A 20904-nucleotide genomic window follows, 5' to 3' on the forward strand; every position below is an offset into this window, starting at 1 on the left:
AATAGTTTAATGGTAAACTAGTTTTCAACTGACCCGCGCCGAGAGGTACACATGGCTGCACAATCCTTTGATCTGATCGTTATCGGGGCAGGCCCCGGAGGCTATGTCGCCGCCATCCGCGCCGCGCAACTGGGTCTCAAGACCGCCGTGGTCGAGCGCGAGCACCTGGGCGGTATCTGCCTGAACTGGGGCTGCATCCCGACCAAGGCACTGCTGCGCTCGTCCGAAGTGTTCCACTTGATGGAGCGCGCCAAGGATTTCGGACTGAAAGCCGACAAGGTTGGGTATGATCTGGATGCGGTCGTCAAACGCTCGCGTGGGGTTGCTGCGCAGCTATCCGGCGGTATCGGCCATCTGCTGAAAAAAAACAAAGTGACTGTTTTCATGGGCGCGGCGACGCTTCCAGCCAAGGGCAAGGTCAGCGTGAAAACGGACAAAGGCACCGAGGAGCTGACGGCCAAGAATATCGTTCTTGCCACCGGCGCCCGTGCCCGCGAACTGCCGGGTCTCGAAGCTGACGGCGATCTGGTCTGGACCTACAAGCACGCGCTGCAACCGCCGCAGATGCCCAAGAAACTGCTGGTCATCGGCTCGGGCGCGATCGGCATCGAATTCGCCAGCTTTTACAACACGCTTGGGGCCGATACGACCGTGGTCGAGGTGATGGATCGTGTACTGCCGGTCGAAGACGCCGAGATCAGCGCCTTTGCCAAGAAAGCCTTTACCAAACAAGGCATGACCATCATGGAAAAAGCGATGGTCAAGCAGCTTGATCGCGCCAAAGGCAAGGTCACCGCGCATATCGAAGTTAAGGGCAAAGTCGAAAAGCATGATTTCGACACCGTGATTTCGGCGGTCGGGATTGTCGGCAATGTCGAAAACCTCGGGCTCGAGGCATTGGGCGTCAAAATCGACCGCACCCATGTTGTCACCGACGAATTCTGCCGCACCGGGGTCGATGGGCTCTATGCCATCGGCGATATAGCAGGCGCGCCCTGGCTGGCGCATAAGGCCAGCCACGAAGGCGTTATGGTCGCCGAACTGATCGCTGGAAAGCACGCACACCCGGTGAAACCCGAGAGCATTGCCGGTTGTACCTATTGCCAGCCGCAGGTGGCTTCAGTTGGGTATTCCGAAGCCAAGGCGAAAGAGCTTGGCTATGACATCAAGGTCGGTCGCTTTCCATTCATCGGGAACGGCAAGGCCATCGCATTGGGTGAGCCCGAGGGTCTGATCAAGACGGTCTTTGACGCCAAGACGGGCGAATTGCTGGGCGCACACATGATTGGTGCCGAAGTGACGGAATTGATCCAAGGCTATGTCGTTGGACGCCAGTTGGAGACCACCGAAGAAGATCTGATGAACACCGTCTTCCCGCATCCGACTCTGTCCGAGATGATGCATGAAAGCGTCTTGGACGCCTATGGGCGCGTAATTCATATGTAAGTGAATGGGGCGTTGCCCCCGCCGCGGCAAACCGCAACTCACCTGAGATATTCGGCCAGATGAAGTAGGGAACCCTTACTTCATCTAGCTGAATATCCCGGCGCGCGAGGCAGCGCCTTGTAAAAGGTCCTATTTGGCCAAAGCGTCCAAAATGCGCGCCCAGGACCGGATGCCTTTGTGGAAGCTTTTCACATCATATTTTTCGTTGGGCGAATGGATCGCGTCATCGTCATTGGCGTAACCGACCAGCATCGAATCCAGTCCCAGGACGCTGTCGAAATAGCCAACCACCGGAATTGATCCGCCCATTCCGGTAAAGACGGCCTCGCGGTTCCATTCATCAGACAAGGCGCCGCGCGCAGCTTCGAACTCGGGGCGGTCGAGGTTCATGACGGATGCGGGTGACCCTTCAAGGTCATTGTCCCAGACAACTTTTGCATCCGTTGGCAAACGATCTTCAACGTGTTTGCGGATTTTGTCGCGCAGCGCGTCTGGATCCATGTCGCCGACCAGTCGGCAGGTGATCTTGCAATGCGCCTCGGATGGGATCACTGTTTTCGATCCGGCACCGTTATAGCCCCCCCAAAGGCCGTTGACCTCCAACGTTGGGCGCGCCCATTGCTGCTCTAGCGTGGAGTAACCCTTTTCCCCGTGCGGTTGCGTGTATCCGACCGAGTTCAGGTATTCAGCCTCGTCAAAGCCGCAGTTCTCCCATTGGCGCAGTTGTTCCGCAGGAACCTCTTGTACGCCTTCGTAAAATCCGTCGACGGCGATGCGACCGGACTCGTCATCATAGAAAGAGGCGACAATTTTCGACAATTCACGCAGCGGGTTCAGGCCAGGACCACCGTAATGGCCGGAATGGAGGTCGATGCGGGGGCCGATGATGGTGAACTCATCTTTGAGCATCCCTCGCAGTTGCGAGGCAATCGACGGCACACCGCGTGAGACCATCGACGTGTCACACACCAGCGCCAGATCAGCCTTCAACTCGTCTTTGTTGGCTTCGAGGAAAGGCACCAGCGACGGCGAGCCTGATTCCTCTTCGCCTTCGAAGAAGAAAGTGATGCGGCAGGGCAGGGTACCGTGAATGGATTTCCATGCCCGGCAGGCCTCGACAAAGGTCATCAGTTGGCCCTTGTCGTCCGAAGATCCGCGACCGCGAATGACCTGTCCGTTCTCGGTCTCTTCCAGCGCCGGATCGAACGGGTCGCGGGTCCACAATTCCAACGGGTCGACGGGCTGCACATCATAGTGGCCGTAGAACAGGACATGAGGGCCGTCGCTGTCTTCGCCGACGTGACCGACGACCATAGGGTGCCCGGTGGTTTCGCGTTTTTCGGCTGCGATACCGATGCTTTGCAGGTCCGCAACCAGCCAATCTGCCGCCTGATTGACCTGTTCCTGAAAGGCCGGGTCGGTCGAGATCGAGGGAATACGCAGAAACTCCATCAACCGGTCGATGGAGGTGGACAGGTCGGTGTCGATCCTGCTGAGAACGGCGTCAAGCGACATGGGATTCTCCTGGATGGTCTTGAAATCGGGGCGAGCCTAGCAGCGCGCGCCGCGCCGTCCAGTGCATATCCGCGTGAAAATCGGGTATACTCACGGAAACTGGCTTTGCGATTGCATCTGCCTGCGTCGTTTCCTCGCGTCTTAGGGGCGTAACTTTACTTGTCGGGAGGACGGATCGGGGATAATTGATGCAAATCAATGCTGCGACTCTGAAATCGCCATTAGTCATGGTATCAAAGGGACGCAAAACCTCGGGGGATGTCATCCGGGGAAGAACGGGTCCGGTGGCGGAAACGCAAAGCCGGGCGCAAAAGGAGAATTCGGTGGACTATACTGCTCAGCTCGATACTGCGATTGCCAGGCTGCACGACGAAGGACGGTACCGGACCTTCATTGATATCGAACGCCGCAACGGTCATTTCCCGCATGCGGTGCGCACCTGCCCAGACGGGTCGCAGCAGAATATCACTGTCTGGTGTGGCAATGACTATCTGGGCATGGGCCAGCACCCGGTCGTTCTGAACGCGATGCATGAGGCGGTTGATGCCGCCGGCGCCGGTTCCGGCGGTACGCGCAACATCTCGGGCACCACGGTTTACCACAAGCGGCTCGAGGCTGAGCTGGCTGATCTGCACGGCAAGGAAGCTGCTCTGCTGTTCACCAGCGCCTATATCGCCAACGATGCGACGCTTTCGACGCTGCCGAAACTGTTCCCTGGCCTGATCATCTATTCCGATGCGCTGAACCATGCCTCGATGATCGAGGGCGTGCGCCGCAATGGCGGGGCCAAGCGCATCTTCCGCCACAATGACGTCGCGCATCTGCGCGAGCTGCTTGAGGCTGACGACCCCAAAGCCCCAAAGCTGATCGCCTTTGAATCAGTCTATTCGATGGACGGCGATTTCGGTCCGATTGAAGAGATCTGCGATCTGGCCGATGAATTCGGCGCGCTGACCTATATCGACGAAGTCCATGCCGTGGGCATGTATGGCCCACGTGGCGGCGGCGTGACCGAGCGGGATCGTCTGGCGCATCGCATCGACATCATCAATGGCACCCTGGCCAAGGCGTTTGGTGTCATGGGTGGCTATATCGCGGCCAGCGAGAAAATGTGTGACGCGGTGCGGTCCTATGCGCCGGGCTTCATCTTTACGACCTCTCTGCCCCCTGCGGTTGCGGCTGGTGCGGCGGCGTCGGTTGCGTATCTTAAAGGCGCGTCTGAACTGCGCGAGCAGCATCAGGCGCAAGCCAAGGTACTCAAGCTGCGGTTGAAAGGGATGGGCCTGCCGCTGATCGATCACGGCAGCCATATCGTGCCCGTGATCGTCGGCAATCCGGTACACACCAAAATCCTCAGCGACCGGTTGCTGGATGACTATGGAATCTATGTGCAACCGATCAACTTCCCGACCGTGCCGCGTGGTACGGAACGCCTGCGCTTTACCCCGTCGCCGGTACATGGGCCGGGCGAGATGAACCGCCTGATCCACGCAATGGACGAACTTTGGTCACATTGTGCGCTAAATCGCGCCGAACTTGCCGGATAACCTAACGCCAAAGTGTGCATTACGTTTGACGCGTGTTAAGCTTACGCTAACAAAAGAAGTGGACGAATCGTTGTGGGGATGATTCGCCGCTGGCGTGTAACACGCAAAAGGCAGAATGGGGCAGCAGGAATGATTGGGCGCAGATCACAGCGCGATTCCGAAGAGGACACTGACGTCAGACCAAAGGGGTTTGACGATTACGAAGTACGGCTTGGCGATGTCATGCGCGGCGAACGCGCCACAATGGGCAAATCGCTATTGGACGTACAGCGCGAATTGCGCATCAAGGCCAACTATATCGCTGCCATCGAAAATGCGGACCCAGATGCTTTTGACACGCCCGGCTTCATCGCCGGGTATGTGCGTTCCTATGCGCGCTATCTGGGCATGAACCCGGACGAGACGTTTACGACCTTCTGCCAGGAAAGCGGCTTCGAGGTTGCTCATGGTATGTCGGCTCAGGCATCCGTGGTGCGCAAGTCGCCGGGCGATCTGCCCGCGCGCGGTCCGATGGGCCGCGATCCGTTCATTTCACCGAACACGCCGTATATCCCGGGCAAGCAATCCTTCGTCAGCCAGATCGAGCCGCGCGCCATCGGGTCGTCGCTTGTGCTGCTGGCGGTGATCGGCGGTATTGGCTATGGCGGCTGGTCGGTTCTGAACCGCATCCAGCAAGTTCAGGTCAGTCCGGTCGAACAAGCCCCGGTCGTGCTGACCGATCTCGACCCGCTCGAAGCTGCGCGCTCGCAGGCGGATACGACCGAAATTGCCAGCGTCGACGCACCAAACGCCGAAGCGTTGGATCGCCTCTATCGTCCGCAAGCGCTGGATGTGCCGGTTCTGGTCGCGCGGGATGCGCCGATCTCGACCCTTGATCCGCGTTCGGTTGGTACGTTCCGCGCCCCGGAACCGCCGCAGATCGAAGTGGCCGAGGTGCATACGGTGGAACGCCCCGCCTTGCCGCAGGTGGTGGAACAGGTTGATACGACACTGAAGATCGTGGCTGTGGATCCCGCCTGGATGCGGGTGACATCGGCAGATGGCAGCGTCATATTCGAAGGCACTCTGGGGACGGTCGAACAGGGCAACGTGTTCGAAGTACCTCTGACGGAAGAGCCGCCGCAACTGCGTGCGGGTGCCTCAGGCTCGGTGTTCTTCTCGATGAACGGACAGCATTTTGGCCCGGCCGGAGCGCCTGGAACAGTTGCCAAGGGCGTCGTGCTGTCCAAGGATGCGGTTGCCGAACGGTATGAGGTCGCTGACCTTGAGGCCGAACAGAACAGCGCGCTCAAACAGCTAGTGGCCGAGCTTCGGACACAGGCAGCAGAAGAGCCTGCCGAGTGATCTGACCATTGCGAAGCGCTGGTCGTCGGACTATCTAAAGCGCAAAGCAGGCTATCCCGGACCCGCCCTCATGTCCCTCAATCACGTGCGCCCGTGGCGCGACATTTATCGCCGCAAGTCCCGTCAGATCATGGTGGGGAACGTGCCGGTGGGTGGCGATGCACCGATTGCCGTGCAGACCATGACCAACACATTGACGACCGATGTGGCCGCAACCGTGGCGCAGGTTCAGGCAGCCGCCGAGGCAGGGGCCGACATCGTGCGGGTCTCGGTCCCGGATGAGGCATCGTCGAAAGCGCTGAAAGAGATTGTGCGCGAAAGCCCGGTGCCGATCGTTGCGGACATCCATTTTCACTACAAACGCGGGATTGAAGCCGCCGAAGCCGGGGCTGCTTGTCTGAGGATCAATCCCGGCAATATCGGCGATGAAAAGCGGGTGAAAGAGGTCATCAAGGCTGCGCGCGACCACAATTGCTCGATCCGTATCGGGGTGAACGCGGGCTCTCTGGAAAAGCACCTGCTTGAGAAATATGGCGAACCATGCCCCGAGGCGATGGTCGAAAGCGGGCTGGAACATATCCGTATCCTGCAAGACAACGATTTCCACGAATTCAAGATCAGTGTGAAGGCCAGCGACGTCTTCCTGTCCGCCGCCGCTTATCAGGGCATTGCCGAGGCGACGGACGCTCCGATCCATCTGGGCATCACCGAGGCCGGAGGCTTGGTTTCGGGCACCATCAAATCTGCCATCGGGCTTGGCAATTTGCTGTGGATGGGCATCGGCGATACGATCCGTGTGAGCTTGTCCGCCGATCCGGTGGAAGAGGTCAAAGTGGGCTTTGAAATCCTCAAATCACTGGGCCTGCGCCACCGTGGTGTGAACATCATCTCTTGCCCGTCCTGCGCCCGACAGGGGTTTGACGTCATCAAGACGGTCGAGGCGCTGGAGCATCGGCTTGAGCACATCAAAACTCCGATGAGCCTTTCAATCATCGGTTGCGTCGTGAACGGTCCCGGCGAGGCGTTGATGACCGATGTCGGTTTTACCGGCGGCGGGGCCGGGTCGGGCATGGTCTATCTGGCAGGCAAGGCCAGCCATAAAATGTCCAACGACCAGATGATCGACCATATCGTGGAAGAGGTCGAGAAAAAGGCGGCCGAGCTGGATGCGGCCGCCGAGGCAGCAGTGTAGGTTTTCGAGCAGATAATCATATGCCTTTGCAAAGCGCCATGATGTAGCCCGATTTGCCGCTATTAGTGGCGGCAATGGAATGCGATTCTGGAGCAGTAAACATTGCAATTCAAAGCAATTTGTGCGGGCGTTCTGGCCTCGACTTTGGCCGCATGCGGCAACCCTTCTAGCAACTACGATGATCGGCCGAGCTTCATAAATGTCCCGGTTCCGCCAACTCAGGGGACGCAGCTTGGCTACCTATCCGTTAATGTTTCGGGTTTGAATGAAAACGGTACTACCAAGCGCGCAGATGTGAGGATCAGCCCGGGTGGTAAGGGAAAACCTCGGGGAAAACTTACGCCGGTTATGACCGTTGATCCGCAGCTGACATCTCGGGTTGCGCTGTCGCTGCGCGACGGTCGGGATTCAAGCGCAGCTTTTGCGTTTGCCCAACAGATCGCGCGCGCGACCTATTGCCCGTCAGGACCAATTACAAAGAATACCGGGATCCGTAAATACTCCCGTCCCCAAGATTTGCAGGCCATTCTGTCAGAAAGTCAGCGGCAGGGCCGTGACGTCATCCCTGCTGGTGTCAAAGGCGAAGCAGTCTCTGCCACCGATTTTCGTACAAACGGTACCCCGACCTGGGTGGTGTCGATGAAATGTGATGCGCCCTATCCATACGGCTAGACAGTATAGGGCGGCAAGGCCGCCCTTTGTTCTTCAAACCGGTCGCTCAACCCTGTTCTGCGCGGACGCCGTTTGCAATCTGCTGCATCTGGTCGGCAGGCAGGAAGCCGCGCAGCATTTCGGTGCCCAAGACAAAAGATGGCGTGCCCGAGATGTTCAGCGCGCGTGCCAATGCGCGGGTTCTGTTGATCTCTTCGGTGACCTCATCGGTCTCCATCGCGGCGATGATGGCATCGCTGTCCAGCCCCAAACCGTCCGAGATGCGGCGCAGGGTGACCTCGTTTGGCTCGCCGCTGAATTCCAGCAGCGCGTCGTGGACCTGTTTATAGGCGTCGTCGCCCGCGACCTGCTTGGTGGCCACCGCAAAGCGTGAGGATTGGACCGAAGCGTCGCCCAGTATCGGCAGTTCCTTGATCACCAGCCGGATGTTGCCGTCGGACTCTAACAGGCTAGCCACTTCGGGCACGGCGCGGCGACAATAGCCGCAACGGTAGTCCATGAACTCGACCAGAGTGATGTCGCCATCTGGATTACCGCCGACCCAGCTGTAGCCATCATTGATCAGCTCTTCCAGATTGTCGGCCACCAACTGCTTGTCGGCCTCGGCCTCGGCTGCTGCGTTGCGCTCTTCCAGAATGTTGATCGCCTCGATGATCACCTCGGGGTTTTCCAGCAGGTATTCGCGAACCTGCGCGCCGAACTCGGCCTTTTCCGCGTCGCTAAGTGCGTTCAGGTCCAGTGCCTGCGCCGGGCCGGTGATCAGGGAAAGCCCCAGAAGGGCGGGTGCAGCATGTCTGAGGATCATTTCCGTCTCCTTTTCTTTTTCTCTGCGCGCTCCGCAGCAATCAGCACATCCTGCGCCCTTTGCCAACCCGGAGACCCCTCGGGCAACTGCCCGATTGCGCGTTTTGCATGGATGCCCGCATCGGCCAACCGGCCCTGCAAAGCATATCGTTCTGCGGTCACGGCCGAGGCCATGCCGTTATTTCCGACCTGAGCATAAGCAACACCCAGATCGCGCATCAGTCTGAGGTTTCGGTAATCTCTGGCGCGGGCTTTCTCAAGGATTTCCAGCGCCTTTTTCGTTTGCCCATCCGCCAGCAGTGCGCGCCCATACCCGGCCAGGATCAGCGAGTCGTTCGGTGCCATCTCGTTCGCCGATCGATACGCTTTAACAGATTCTGATACCTGTCTGTTTTCCAGTAATATTTGGCCTTTTAACTCGTAATAGTACGGGTCGTCCGGGCGCATCTCAAGCGCGGCGTTGATGGCGGCACGGGCTTGCCCAAGACTGCGGTTTTGGTGATGCGCCGATGCCTCGCGCATCAGGCGGATATCGCGATGGTCTTCTTCGGCGGCCCGGCGCAAGGTCCAGCCGGGCGCGCGCAGAAAGGCGGACAGTTTGCCTTTGACACGGGCAAACCAGTAATCGGCATTTGGGTTTCGCTTCGCCTGATCGCCGAATTCATCCAGAAAGGCCTCAGCAGCGCGCAGACGTTCGCGGCTTGTCGGATGCGAGCGCATATAGGGGTCCTGATTAACCTCGCTCAGCAACTCCTGCCCGGCAAACTTGCGATGCAGCGTGACCATACCACTGGGTGAGATGTCGGCCCATCGCAGATAGCTGGCGGCGCTGCGGTCGGCTGCCGCTTCTTCCGCACGGGTATGGCCCAGGAAACTGCGCAGAGCGGATGAGGATGTTCCGGCGGCGATCCCTGCCGCGGCCTCTCCACCCCCCGCCAGACCGACGATCAGCGCCAGTGCGGTGCCAAATTGCGCGTTGCGCTGGGCGGCGCGCAGATTTTCAACCCGGCGCGCCAGGTGGCCATTGGCGATGTGGGCAGCCTCGTGCGCGATCACCGCCTGCAACATCTCGGGGCTGTCAACCGACAGGATCAGGCCATAATTCAGGTAGATTGCGTTATAGTCGATGACAAAGGCGTTGAAGGTGGCGTCGTTGACGACGAATATTCGCACCCGGTTTGTGTTCAACCCGGCGGCGCGCAGCACCGGAAAGGCCAGCTCGCGCAGGCCGCGTTCGATATCGGGGTCGCGGATCAAACCTTTTGCATTGGCCTGCAATGCGCCTGCGATCCATGTCATTGCCACCAACAACAGGGCCGGGATTGACGCCAGCCTGGATACGCGTTCAAAAGCCATGGCTGCAACATGGGAGAAGGCCATGAGAAACTCAACCCGGTCCGGGGTCGATCCCTTTATCGTGATGGACGTGATGGAAGCCGCGCGCAAAGCAGAAGAGGCCGGACGCCACATCATCCACATGGAGGTCGGCCAGCCCGGAACAGGCGCCCCGAAAGCCGCGACCGAGGCACTGGCCAAGGCGGTGGAGCAGGGACCCTTGGGCTATACCGTCGCGCTTGGTCTGCCTGCGCTGCGCCGACGGATCGCGCAGCTTTACGGCGACTGGTACGACGTCGACCTGAACCCCGAGCGTGTGGTGATCACACCCGGTTCGTCGGGCGGTTTCCTGTTGGCCTTCACGGCGCTTTTTGACAGCGGTGACCGTGTTGGCATCGGCGCGCCCGGGTATCCATCTTACCGCCAGATTCTAAAGGCGCTGGGGCTGGTGCCGGTGAACCTTCCCACCGCGCCAGAGAACCGGTTGCAGCCAGTGGCACAGGATATCGCCGGGATGGATTTGCAGGGCCTGATGGTGGCATCTCCGGCGAATCCGACCGGGACAATGCTGGATCACTCTGCCATGAGCGCTTTGATTGAGGCGGCGCGGGGGCAGGGCGCATCGTTCATCAGCGACGAGATTTATCACGGGCTGGAATACGAGGCCAAAGCCGTTACAGCGCTGGAACTGACAGATGAGTGCTATGTGATCAATTCGTTTTCCAAGTATTTCTCGATGACCGGCTGGCGCGTTGGCTGGATGGTCGTACCCAAGGAACAAGTGCGCGTCGTTGAACGTATCGCGCAGAACATGTTCATTTGCGCCCCTCACGCCAGTCAGGTCGCAGCGCTGGCGGCGATGGAATGTGAGGACGAGTTGCAGGCCAATCTGGACGTCTACCGGGCGAACCGGACACTGATGCTGCAAGGGCTTCCGCAAGCAGGTTTTACGAACATCGCACCACCAGATGGTGCCTTTTACGTTTATGCCGACGTGTCGGATTTGACCGATGACAGCCGCGCCTTTGCTGCCGAGATTCTGGACAAGGCCGGTGTTGCGGTCACCCCGGGGCTGGATTTTGACCCCGAACGCGGTCACACAACGCTGCGGTTCTCCTACGCGCGCTCAACGGCTGACATCCAAGAGGGGCTCAACCGGTTGCGGGACTTCATGGCCGCGCGGGGTGCGGTCACAACCGTGGCTTAAGGCGTTCACAAAATCCGGCGGGTGCGCTAGGGTCTTGCGCAACAATCTCGGTAAAAAACTTGAGGCCATGAGCAGGATTATCTTCGCATTCGCGCTGATCTGGGCGCTGGGCAGTGCTGCGTTCGCGCAAAACTTCAGCGCGCTGGCACGCATATTGCCTGAACAGTCCCGCATCACCGATCAGGGGCGCGCGGGCGTACGGGTTGACCTTGCACTCAGCCAAGGGGTTCCGTACCGCATTTTCACCCTGCAAGACCCCTACCGAATGGTGCTGGATTTTCAAGAGGTTGACTGGGCCGGACTGGATCGGGAAGGGTTCCTGCAAAGCCGCCGCATCAGCGATGTGCAATACGGTGCCTATGTGCCCGGCTGGTCGCGGATGGTTCTTGAACTGGGCGCGCCGCTTGCCGTTGACACAGCTGATCTGCGCGTCGAGCCAGACAGCGGTAGCGCGCAACTGACGCTGAACCTCAAAGGCACGGATTTCAGCACCTTCGCCGCCAGCGCAGGCGCACCGCGTCAGCCGGGTTGGGATCTTCCCGCGCCGTCAATCGAACCAGCCAAACCCAGACAGAACGCAGCCCGGGCAGTGCGCGTTATGCTTGATCCCGGCCACGGTGGTATTGACCCCGGGGCCGAAGCGGCGGGAACCAACGAAAAGACGCTGATGCTGACCTTCGCGCGCGAGTTGCGCGAGGTGCTGCTGCGGTCGGGCGGTTTCGAAGTGGTGATGACCCGCGTTGACGATCATTTCGTCTCGCTGGAGCGGCGCATTGCATTGGCGCATCGGGCCGGAGCAGATGTCTTCATTTCGCTGCATGCGGATTCGCTGTCTGAAGGGCGCGCGCATGGGGCGGTTGTCTATACGCTGTCTGACGAAGCATCGGACGTTGCCAGCCAGAAACTGGCCGAACGCCACGACCGTGGCGATCTGATCGCGGGTGTCGATCTGAGCGGCTCGGATGATCAGGTGGCGGACATTCTGCTGGACATGGCGCGCCGCGAAACGCGCCCGCGTACCGATGCCCTGGCGCGGGCGTTGGCAGATGGGATGGGTCAGCAGGGCGGGCCGATGAACAGCAAACCGCTGCGAAGCGCGTCGTTCTCAGTGCTCAAGGCCGCCGACATCCCCTCGGTTCTGATCGAGCTTGGGTTCATGTCCAGCCCGCGCGATCTGAAAAACCTACAGAATCCGGAATGGCGGGCTGGAATGGCGCAAGGGATCGTTAACGGGTTAGAGCGTTGGCGGCAGGATGATCTGGTCAAGCGATCCCTGATTGGTCAGTGACCCTACGGCGTAAACCGGCTATTATTGGCCATCGTGTTTTGACCCCGCGCGGGGGCGACACTATATAGGCGGCACCGCGAGCAAAAGGCAGTAACGTGATCCGTTTCATTCTTTCGATTTTCGGGGCGATTTTCAGCCTCGTGACCCTGGGTATCTTTATGGCTGCGCTGGTGATCGGCGCGGTGTTCTGGATGTATGGCCGCGACCTGCCCAGCCATGAATCGCTGGCGCAGTACAAACCGCCGACGATCAGCCGTATCTATTCGGGCGAAGGCCAACTGATCGATGAATTCGCGCAGGAACGCCGCCTGTTCACACCATCCGAGGAAATTCCCGATCTGGTGAAACAGGCATTTATCTCGGCCGAAGACAAGAATTTCTACACCCATCAGGGATACGATCCGCGCGGTATCATCGCTGCGGGGGTCGAGGCGGTGCGCACCAAGGGTGAAACCGTCCGGGGGGCCTCGACCATAACCCAGCAGGTGATGAAGAACTTTCTGCTGTCCGGCGACCGCCGGGCCGAGCGCAAGATCAAAGAGATCATCCTCGCCACAAGGCTTGAAGATACGCTGGACAAGGAACAGATCCTCGAACTTTACATGAACGAGATCTTTCTGGGTCAGAACTCCTATGGTGTGACCGCTGCTGCGCAGACCTATTTCAACAAGACGCTGCAAGAGCTCGAACCGCATGAGGCCGCAATGCTGGCCGCGATGCCCAAAGCGCCGTCGGATTATCACCCAGTCCGCCAGAAAGAACGCCTGTTGAACCGTCGTAACTATGTGCTGCGTGAGATGCGGCAGAACGGGTATATCGACCAGGCGACGTATGATGCCGAGGTCGAGATGCCTCTGCGCTCGGTTCAGAACGGCGATTTTGAAAGCTTCCGCACCGCCTTGCCGCCGCGTGATTATTTTACCGACGAAATCCGCCGCCAGCTGAGCGAGGATTTCGGCGAGGGTGAGTTCTTTACCGGCGGTTTCACCGTGCGCGCGTCCGTGGACGAAGAAATGCAGGTCGAAGCCGCGCGGGCCTTGCGTGAGGCATTGCAGAAATACGACCTGTCCCGTGGCAAGTGGCGGGGTACTGGCGAGGTGATCGCCGAAGAAAAGTTGGCAGACGAAACCCAGTGGCGCGAGGCGTTGTCGATCATCGAAATCCCGCGCGACGTCGTGCTGCCGACCCAATGGTACCCGGCCGTTGTATTGAACGTGGCCGAGCAGTCCCTGACGGTTGGCATCGAAGATGGCCCCGCAGATGGCGTCATCCCGCGCTCGGATATCAAATGGATGCAGGGCGATTTTGCCGCCAATTTCAAACGCGGCGACGTCATTCTGGTGATGGCAGGGGAAGAGGGGCAATGGTCCGCCCGTCAGGTGCCCGAAGTGCAGGGCGGCTTTGTCGCGATGGATGTGAACTCGGGCCGTGTTCTGGCGATGCAGGGCGGGTTCTCGTATCAGGACACCGTCTTCAACCGCGCAACGCAAGCGCAGCGCCAGCCGGGATCCAGCTTTAAGCCCTTCGTCTACGCCGCCGCGCTGGATAGTGGCTATAGCCCCGCGACCATTGTCGTTGACGCGCCAATTGAGGTGAACACACCGCAGGGTCTGTGGCGTCCCAAGAACTCGTCGAACAAATTCTACGGACCAACGCCGCTGCGCACGGGAATTGAACAGTCGCGGAACCTGATGACGATCCGTCTGGCGCAGGAAATCACCATGCCTGTGGTTGCCGGTTATGCCGAGCGGTTCGGGGTTTATGACCGGATGGGCGCGTTCCTCGCCAACTCGCTGGGGTCCGAGGAAACCACGCTGTACAAGATGGTTGCCGCCTATGCGATGTTCGCCAATGGCGGCGAGCGGGTCGAGCCCACGCTGGTCGACCGAATTCAGGACCGGTTTGGCAAGACCATCTATCGCCATGACGACCGGCAATGCACGGATTGTAATTCAAGCTGGCTCGAACCGGATGAATCGCCCACGATCATCACGGATCGCAGTCAGGTCATGGATGCGATCACGGCCTATCAGCTGACCTCGATGATGAAGGGAGTGGTCGATCGCGGAACCGCGTCGCGCTATGTCAACCTGCCCGTGCCGACTGCGGGCAAGACCGGCACCACCAATGACTCCAAAGACGCATGGTTCATCGGCTTTACGTCCAACATCGTGGCCGGCTGCTATATCGGTTACGACCGTCCGCGCGCGATGGGGCGGGGCGCTTATGGCGGCACCATGTGCGGCCCGGTGTTCCAGAGCTTTATGGAGAAGGCGGTCGAGAAGTATGGCGGCGGACCGTTCGACGTTCCTCCGGGTGGTCATTTCATCAAAATCGATCGGTTCAGCGGCGCGCGTCTGCCGGACAATGCCAGTGGCGAATACGTGGTTGCCGAATATTTCCGTGATGGTGTCGACGGCTTTATCGACCGCGTGTTCGATGGTGGATTTGCAATGGGATCCGATCTGCCTCTGTTTGAAGAGGTGCGCGGAGGAGGACGGCAGGTCACAACCTCGACCGGGGATCAGATCCTCGTCGGGCCAAACGCGAGTCAGGGTGAGTTGCAGGGCGGCGGGCTTTACTGATCCACCGCGCGCAACAACAAGGCAAGCAAATCCGCTTCGCTGTCCTGTTCAACCACACCACCTGAGCGCCAGAAAATCGACAATGCGCATTTGGCTGCCGCCCACCGGGCAAGCCGGTTGCGCGAGACACCCATCGCCTGTGCAAAGAGGCGCAGGCAATGCTCAATCTGACGGTGGTCCCGCACCAACGTCGGCATACCTTTAGGATGGCGCAACGCATTTGCCAGCTCAAAGGCCGGGTCTCCGCAATACCCTTTTGCGTCAAAAACCCGCGCTCCATTCGGCGTCATGATCACGTTGTCAGGGTGTAGATCACCGTGCAAGGCGACGATCTGGTCCTGGCTGACCAAGAGATCACGACCGATGGCAATTGTGCGCTTCATATCGCGCTTCATCACCGCCGCGCAGGTATCAGAAAACCGGCACTCAAAGATGGGTGCGAACACATGTTCAAGCGGTTTCAGCCCAGCTGTTTCAACAAGCGGCGCCCGGTGAAGATGGTTCGCGACCTCTGCCAACGTTTGCACGGCTTCCACCGGTTGACCCGCGCGCGCGATGTCCCCGAGCGATGGCCCGTCGAGCCATACCGAAAGCACCGCGTTTGGCGCTTCTTCCAGAATGCCGACAGCCCCACGATCCTGCCAGCGCTTCATCAGCCGCGGACCGGATTCTTCGTTGCCACGGTCCTTGCGCTGATACACCTTAAGGGCGGCTGCTCGGCCTTCAGCCGTTTCAACCTTCCAAACGCGCGCCTGGCCAGTGTCCGCCACCGGATGTAGCAGCCGCAACTGCCATGCATTCAGAAACTTATCCGGCGCATCCCTCATTCGCGTCCCGCCTGCCTTGTGGTGCCTTCAAGCTCTTGCTATCACGCAAGCCTGATTGAGCAAGTTGGGACAAGACCATGCGCGCCGAAACCCAGAACACCGTGGCGGAGATCGAAAAGTCGCTGGAGCTGCTGGCGCAGCGTATGGACTATGAAACCGCCCCGCATCGTCTTGAGGAATTCAACGCGCGGGTCGAAGATCCCAACCTTTGGGACAGCCCCGAGAACGCCCAGAAACTGATGCGCGAGCGTCAGATGCTGGTCGATGCCATCGAAACTTATGAATCGATCAAGACCGACCTGAACGACAATATCGAGCTTATCGAACTGGGCGAGATGGAAGAGGACGAAGAGGTCGTCGCCGACGCGGAAACCGCGATCAGCCAATTGCAGAAAAAGGCCGCGAAAAAAGAGCTTGAAGCGCTGCTGGACGGCGAGGCCGATGGCAATGACACGTTCCTCGAGATCAACTCGGGCGCGGGCGGCACCGAAAGCTGCGATTGGGCCTCGATGCTGGCGCGGATGTATGTGCGCTGGGCTGAGAAAAAAGGCTATACGGTCGAGCTGCAATCCGAGACTTCGGGTGAAGAGGCGGGGATCAAATCCGCCGCTTACAAGATTTCCGGCCACAACGCTTATGGCTGGTTGAAGTCCGAAAGCGGCGTGCATCGACTGGTGCGCATTTCGCCCTTCGACTCGGCGGCGAAACGGCACACGTCGTTCAGCTCGGTATGGGTTTACCCGGTTGTGGACGACAATATCGAGATCGAGGTGAACCCTTCGGATATTCGCATCGATACCTATCGGTCCTCGGGTGCGGGCGGTCAGCACGTGAACACCACGGACTCGGCAGTGCGGATCACGCACATCCCGACCGGAATCGTGGTGACAAGTTCCGAAAAGTCGCAACACCAGAACCGCGATATTGCGATGAAGGCGCTGAAATCGCGCCTGTATCAGCAGGAACTCGACCGCCGCAACGCCGACATCAATGCCGCGCACGAGGCCAAGGGCGATGCGGGCTGGGGCAACCAGATCCGCTCTTACGTGTTGCAGCCCTATCAAATGGTCAAGGATCTGCGCACCAACCACGAAACCTCGGACACCAAGGGCGTGCTGGACGGTGATCTGGACGGGTTCATGGCCGCGACGCTGGCGATGAACGTATCGGGCAAAAGCCGGTCCGAGGCGCAGGGCGAGGGCTGATCGGGCAGTGGTCAACCTGATCAAGGGCCACTGGCAGCTGATCGCGATAGTCGCGCTGGTCTTTGTCTTCTGGGGCACACCCTTCGTGCTGCCGTTGAAGATACTGGTTGTTTTTCTGCACGAGCTGTCACACGCCATCATGATCATCGTGACCGGGGGCTCGGTTGAAAGCTTCTCGGTATCCCCGCAACAGGGTGGGCTGGTTGTGGGGCGCGGAGGCAACCGTTTTCTCAGCCTGTCCGCTGGCTATCTGGGGTCGTTGCTGCTGGGCATGGGTTTGTTGCTCATCGCCCTGCGTACCAATTGGGACAAGGCGGTGCTCGGCGGGTTTGGCGGTGTCATGCTGCTGGTCGCCGTTCTTTACGTCCGCGAGCCGTTTGCAATTGCGTTCTGCGCAGGTGTTGGTGTCGCGATGATCGCCATGGCGTGGTTCCTTGGTCGGCCGATCTGTGATCTTGTGCTGCGGATTATCGGCCTGACCAGTATGATCTACGTCCCCTACGACATCTTTGACGACACCATCAGGCGCTCGGGCATTCGCTCGGATGCCTACATGCTGGCCGAAGAATTCGGAGGTACCACGATGATATGGGGTGGATTGTGGTTGCTGCTGAGTCTGTTGGCGATTTTCTGGTGCCTCAGACACTGTCTTGGTCGAGACAGCAATTTGAGGTTTGACCTGAAAATTCGTTAAGTCACGTCGCTCTTGCCAGAAAAGATGTATTCAAACTGTGGGTTTAAATGAGGGTGGACCCTCGCTAGGCTAGGCCCGAATAGCTGCGAAAGCCCCGAGACCCTGATGGATATCACCCGATCATCTGCCGTTGACTTGCAGGCCGAACTGTCCTCTGGACGTCTGTCGTCGGAGGAATTGATGAAGGCAACGCTTGACCGCGTCAAAGCTGTGAATGGCACGGTGAATGCGATCGTTGCACTGCGCGACGCCGACGCATTACTGGCTGAGGCTCGTGCCAAGGATGGGGGCACAGCCAGCGGACCGCTGCACGGAATGCCCATAGCCGTAAAAGATTTGGTCGAAGTGGCCGGTATCGTTTCGACCCATGGTTCGACGATGTTTCGCGATCATGTGCCCGCGAAAGACGACCTGCTTGCCGCCAGGTTGCGGGCCGCGGGGGCGATCCTGATCGGCAAGACCAACGCGCCCGAGTTCGGATTGGGATCACACACGTTCAACCCGGTCTATGGGGCGACGCTGAACCCTTACGACCCAACGCTGTCCTGTGGAGGGTCATCGGGCGGTGCGGCGGTGGCTCTTGCAACAGGCATGGTCGCTCTGGCGGACGGATCGGACATGATGGGCAGTTTGCGAAACCCGGCGGCATGGAACAATGTCTATGGGTTCCGACCCAGTTGGGGGCGCATCCCGTCCGAGCCGATCGGCGATGGTTTTCTGCACCAGCTTTCCACCGCAGGTCCAATGGCGCGCAGCCCCGAGGATTTGGCCTTGTTGCTGGATGTGCTGTCCGGGCCGGACCCGAAGCAACCGCACAGCCGCCCCGTTGCACCGGTTACGCCACTGGAAAAGGTAGAACTCGCTGGGCTTCGGATTGGCTGGCTGGGCGATTGGGGTGGTGCCTTTCCCTGCGAAGAGGGGGTGCTGGAGACCTGCCAGAACACGCTGAGCGTCTTAGCGGATCTTGGCGCCGAGATACACGAGGTTGCACCACCCTTTGATGCGGATCGAATCTGGGACAGCTGGATCACACTGCGATCCTGGAGTGTCGCTGCTGGGTTGCTGCCGCTCACCGACCGCCGGGCACAGCTGAAGGACAGCGCGCAATGGGAGTTGTCGCGGGGGCTAGCCCTCAGCGCGATGGAGGTCCATCATGCTAGCGTGATCCGTTCGGAGTGGTTCAGGCAGGCCGTCGAGGTCTTTGAGGATTTCGATGTGCTGATCCTGCCGGCCGCCCAGATTTGGCCGTTTCCCGTCGAGTTGTCCTATCCGACCGAGATCGAAGGAACGGCGATGGACACCTACCATCGCTGGATGCAGGTCGTCACACCGGTCAGCCTGCTGGGTTTGCCCTGCCTGTCCGCTCCTGCAGGGTTTGGTGCGCAGGGTCTGCCCATGGGGGTACAGATGTTTGGCCCGCGCGGATCGGATGCTCGCCTTTTGTCGATCGGGGCGACCTATCACGCCGCGACGCAGTGGCCGCAGAACAAGCCAGCCATGTGACACCGGCAGGCAGGAGGAGAAACTGGGAATGGAAAGACCGTTTGGCGTGCCACCGCTAAAGCCTGTCGATACGGCAATGTTGCGGCAGGCCCTTGCGATGGCGTGGCAGGATTTCCGTCGTGCACCGGTGTTTGGGCTGCTGTTTGCCGGGTTCTACGTTCTTGCCGGTTGGTTGATGGCCTGGGTGACGCTGAAAACCGGCACGTCATTCTGGCTGGTGCTGGCCGCCATTGGCTTCCCGCTGATCGGCCCCTTTGCCGCCGTTGGTCTATACGAGGTTTCACGCCGTTTAGAACAAAGCGAGCCCTTGGATTTCGCAGGCGTGTTTGGCGTCGTTGTTCAGCAAGGCCGCCGTCAGTTGCCATCCATTTGTGCCATCATCGTGGTGATGTTTCTGTTCTGGTTCTTTCTTGGACACATGATTTTCGCCCTGTTTCTGGGGCTTTCGACGATGACCAATGTCTCGTCCTCGTTCGAGGTATTGCTGACCGCGAACGGTTTAACCATGCTCGCTTTCGGATCAGCTGTCGGGGCGGTATTTGCGCTGGTGCTGTATATGATCACAGTGCTGTCAATTCCGATGCTGCTGGACCGCGAGTTGGATTTCGTCACCGCCATGATCTCAAGCTATTCCTATGTCAGCACAAATTTTCGGGTGATGGTAATGTGGGGCGCATTCATCGCAATCGTGACCTTTGTTGCGATGGTACCCTGGTTTCTGGGACTGTTGGTTGTGCTGCCGGTGCTGGGACATGCCAGTTGGCACCTGTATCGGTTGATATCGGACGACGGCCGCTCGGTCACGCAAGACGGCTGATCCGGTGGCTACAATATGAGAGCGCTTACGAAAGTGCGGTGGTGAGGTCTGTTCTCGAGGGTGCTTCGGGTGCCGCGCGGCCTAGGTTGAGCGCGACTGGAAGGCTGTCGCCCAAATGGACCAGCGCAGTCGCCCGCGTGACCGGTTGTTTGCCGGACGCGCCTGCCAGATAGGTTACGTGCCCGGTCCAGATTGGCGCGCCATCGCTGAGGCTTTCAGATACAGACATCACCCGGTGATCTCTGCCACCGCGGCGCGACATCAGCACGAATACCCGCGACCCCGAGCGGCATACAATCCCTTGAACCTCGCGTGCGGCGGGTGGCTTTTCGGGCATCAGCGCGCGTGGTTCATATCCGCGCAACAACGTCGTCTGTCCGGTCTTGCGGACGTAGAACAGCCGGTTTTGAACGTAGTCGACATCATCGGGATCGGTTTCTGCCGAATGGAAGAATCCGACAGGTAGATTAGGTTGCCGGTGCGCCGTAAGAAACTGATCCAGAAATTCAACCGAAGGATGGCGCGGCTGGGTTTCAAATTCGCCCAATGGTTTTAGTAGAATACGGGCGTCCACATTGAAGAACCCGCAAATCCGATCCAAAACATCAGGCCGCGGAAAGCTCTCGCCCGAAAGATAGCGGTTGAACTGGGTCCGGTTGATGCCAAGCTGCCGGCACAGCTCTGAAACCGAAGGGTAGTTCTGGGCCAGAAGCCGCAGGTTTGCTCCGAACATGGTGCGCAGTTCTTCAGGGCTGCGAGAGCGATTGGTCATGTCCATCCCAGTATCTGCCGGTATTTCAGCAAAAAACACGACCCCGTCGGTCCGCGAGACCGATCTGCAGCCAAAATCACCAAAAAGACCCCATCGGACGGCGAACACCGTCACGTTGCGGCCCTTAAGCTAGCGGGGGATGTGGCAAACG

General features: G+C 59.3%; 17 protein-coding genes. 12 read left to right on the forward strand and 5 right to left on the reverse strand.

Annotation, left to right across the window (positions count from 1 at the left end; translation table 11 throughout):
* The first annotated feature begins 51 nt into the window (after nt 1-51).
* The gene (gene lpdA / locus ACR0JA_RS00965; protein ID WP_480568673.1) at nt 52-1446 is read left to right on the forward strand and encodes a dihydrolipoyl dehydrogenase; all 1395 of its coding nucleotides are present in this window, start codon (nt 52-54) and stop codon (nt 1444-1446) included.
* A gap of 129 nt (nt 1447-1575) precedes the next feature.
* On the opposite strand, the gene ACR0JA_RS00970 is transcribed toward lpdA, so the two are convergent.
* A complete protein-coding gene (locus ACR0JA_RS00970) occupies nt 1576-2961 on the reverse strand; it encodes a dipeptidase (protein ID WP_480568676.1) in 1386 nt (461 codons plus the stop codon).
* A 323-nt stretch (nt 2962-3284) separates the two neighbouring features.
* On the opposite strand from ACR0JA_RS00970, the gene hemA reads away from it, so the two are divergent.
* The 4 genes from hemA (at nt 3285) to ACR0JA_RS00990 (ending at nt 7716) form a co-directional block, all read left to right on the forward strand.
* Nucleotides 3285-4508: a 5-aminolevulinate synthase gene (gene hemA, locus ACR0JA_RS00975; RefSeq protein WP_480568678.1), complete on the forward strand. Its 1224-nt coding sequence runs from the start codon at nt 3285-3287 to the stop codon at nt 4506-4508.
* Between the two features lie 129 nt (nt 4509-4637).
* Nucleotides 4638-5852, forward strand: a complete 1215-nt coding sequence (locus ACR0JA_RS00980) for a helix-turn-helix domain-containing protein (protein WP_480568681.1) — start codon at nt 4638-4640, stop codon at nt 5850-5852.
* 70 nt (nt 5853-5922) lie between these two features.
* Nucleotides 5923-7044, forward strand: a complete 1122-nt coding sequence (gene ispG, locus ACR0JA_RS00985) for a flavodoxin-dependent (E)-4-hydroxy-3-methylbut-2-enyl-diphosphate synthase (protein ID WP_480568684.1) — start codon at nt 5923-5925, stop codon at nt 7042-7044.
* 348 nt (nt 7045-7392) lie between these two features.
* Nucleotides 7393-7716 (forward strand): hypothetical protein, encoded by a 324-nt coding sequence (locus ACR0JA_RS00990; protein WP_480568687.1) that lies wholly within the window; start codon nt 7393-7395, stop codon nt 7714-7716.
* 46 nt (nt 7717-7762) lie between these two features.
* Here the strand turns inward: ACR0JA_RS00990 and ACR0JA_RS00995 are convergent, their stop codons facing one another.
* Both ACR0JA_RS00995 and ACR0JA_RS01000 read right to left on the reverse strand, forming a co-directional pair.
* Nucleotides 7763-8521 (reverse strand): DsbA family protein, encoded by a 759-nt coding sequence (locus ACR0JA_RS00995; RefSeq protein ID WP_480568690.1) that lies wholly within the window; start codon nt 8519-8521, stop codon nt 7763-7765.
* Complete coding sequence (locus ACR0JA_RS01000) at nt 8518-9900, reverse strand: M48 family metalloprotease (RefSeq protein WP_480568693.1); 1383 nt, start codon at nt 9898-9900, stop codon at nt 8518-8520. The genes ACR0JA_RS00995 and ACR0JA_RS01000 overlap by 4 nt, the downstream gene beginning before the upstream one ends.
* On the opposite strand from ACR0JA_RS01000, the gene ACR0JA_RS01005 reads away from it, so the two are divergent.
* The 3 genes from ACR0JA_RS01005 to ACR0JA_RS01015 all read left to right on the forward strand — a co-directional run bounded on the left by ACR0JA_RS01005 (nt 9899) and on the right by ACR0JA_RS01015 (nt 14935).
* Nucleotides 9899-11062 (forward strand): pyridoxal phosphate-dependent aminotransferase, encoded by a 1164-nt coding sequence (locus ACR0JA_RS01005; protein WP_480568695.1) that lies wholly within the window; start codon nt 9899-9901, stop codon nt 11060-11062. The two genes, ACR0JA_RS01000 and ACR0JA_RS01005, sit on opposite strands and share 2 nt — an antisense overlap.
* A 67-nt stretch (nt 11063-11129) precedes the next feature.
* The gene (locus ACR0JA_RS01010; RefSeq protein ID WP_480568698.1) at nt 11130-12350 is read left to right on the forward strand and encodes an N-acetylmuramoyl-L-alanine amidase; all 1221 of its coding nucleotides are present in this window, start codon (nt 11130-11132) and stop codon (nt 12348-12350) included.
* Nucleotides 12351-12445: 95 nt separating this feature from the next.
* Nucleotides 12446-14935: a penicillin-binding protein 1A gene (locus ACR0JA_RS01015; protein WP_480568701.1), complete on the forward strand. Its 2490-nt coding sequence runs from the start codon at nt 12446-12448 to the stop codon at nt 14933-14935.
* On the opposite strand, the gene ACR0JA_RS01020 is transcribed toward ACR0JA_RS01015, so the two are convergent.
* On the reverse strand, nt 14929-15762 hold the full coding sequence (locus ACR0JA_RS01020; protein WP_480568704.1) for an aminoglycoside phosphotransferase family protein: 834 nt from the start codon (nt 15760-15762) through the stop codon (nt 14929-14931). The genes ACR0JA_RS01015 and ACR0JA_RS01020 overlap by 7 nt on opposite strands.
* Before the next feature lie 77 nt (nt 15763-15839).
* On the opposite strand from ACR0JA_RS01020, the gene prfB reads away from it, so the two are divergent.
* From prfB to ACR0JA_RS01040, 4 genes are all read left to right on the forward strand, one after another.
* Nucleotides 15840-16967, forward strand: coding sequence for a peptide chain release factor 2 (prfB, locus tag ACR0JA_RS01025; RefSeq protein ID WP_480568707.1), 1128 nt, complete (start codon nt 15840-15842; stop codon nt 16965-16967).
* 7 nt (nt 16968-16974) lie between these two features.
* Complete coding sequence (locus ACR0JA_RS01030) at nt 16975-17661, forward strand: M50 family metallopeptidase (protein WP_480568710.1); 687 nt, start codon at nt 16975-16977, stop codon at nt 17659-17661.
* A gap of 105 nt (nt 17662-17766) precedes the next feature.
* Entirely contained in the window at nt 17767-19164 is a 1398-nt protein-coding gene (locus ACR0JA_RS01035) for an amidase (RefSeq protein WP_480568713.1), read from the forward strand.
* Between the two features lie 28 nt (nt 19165-19192).
* Complete coding sequence (locus ACR0JA_RS01040) at nt 19193-19981, forward strand: DUF2189 domain-containing protein (RefSeq protein WP_480568716.1); 789 nt, start codon at nt 19193-19195, stop codon at nt 19979-19981.
* A gap of 25 nt (nt 19982-20006) precedes the next feature.
* Here ACR0JA_RS01040 and ACR0JA_RS01045 read toward each other — a convergent pair whose 3' ends face one another.
* Nucleotides 20007-20753 carry a helix-turn-helix domain-containing protein gene (locus ACR0JA_RS01045; RefSeq protein WP_480568719.1) on the reverse strand — a complete coding sequence of 249 codons (747 nt, stop codon included), beginning with the start codon at nt 20751-20753 and terminating at the stop codon, nt 20007-20009.
* Between the last annotated feature and the right edge of the window lie 151 nt (nt 20754-20904).

The organism is Ruegeria sp. AM4 (genome assembly GCF_056540665.1).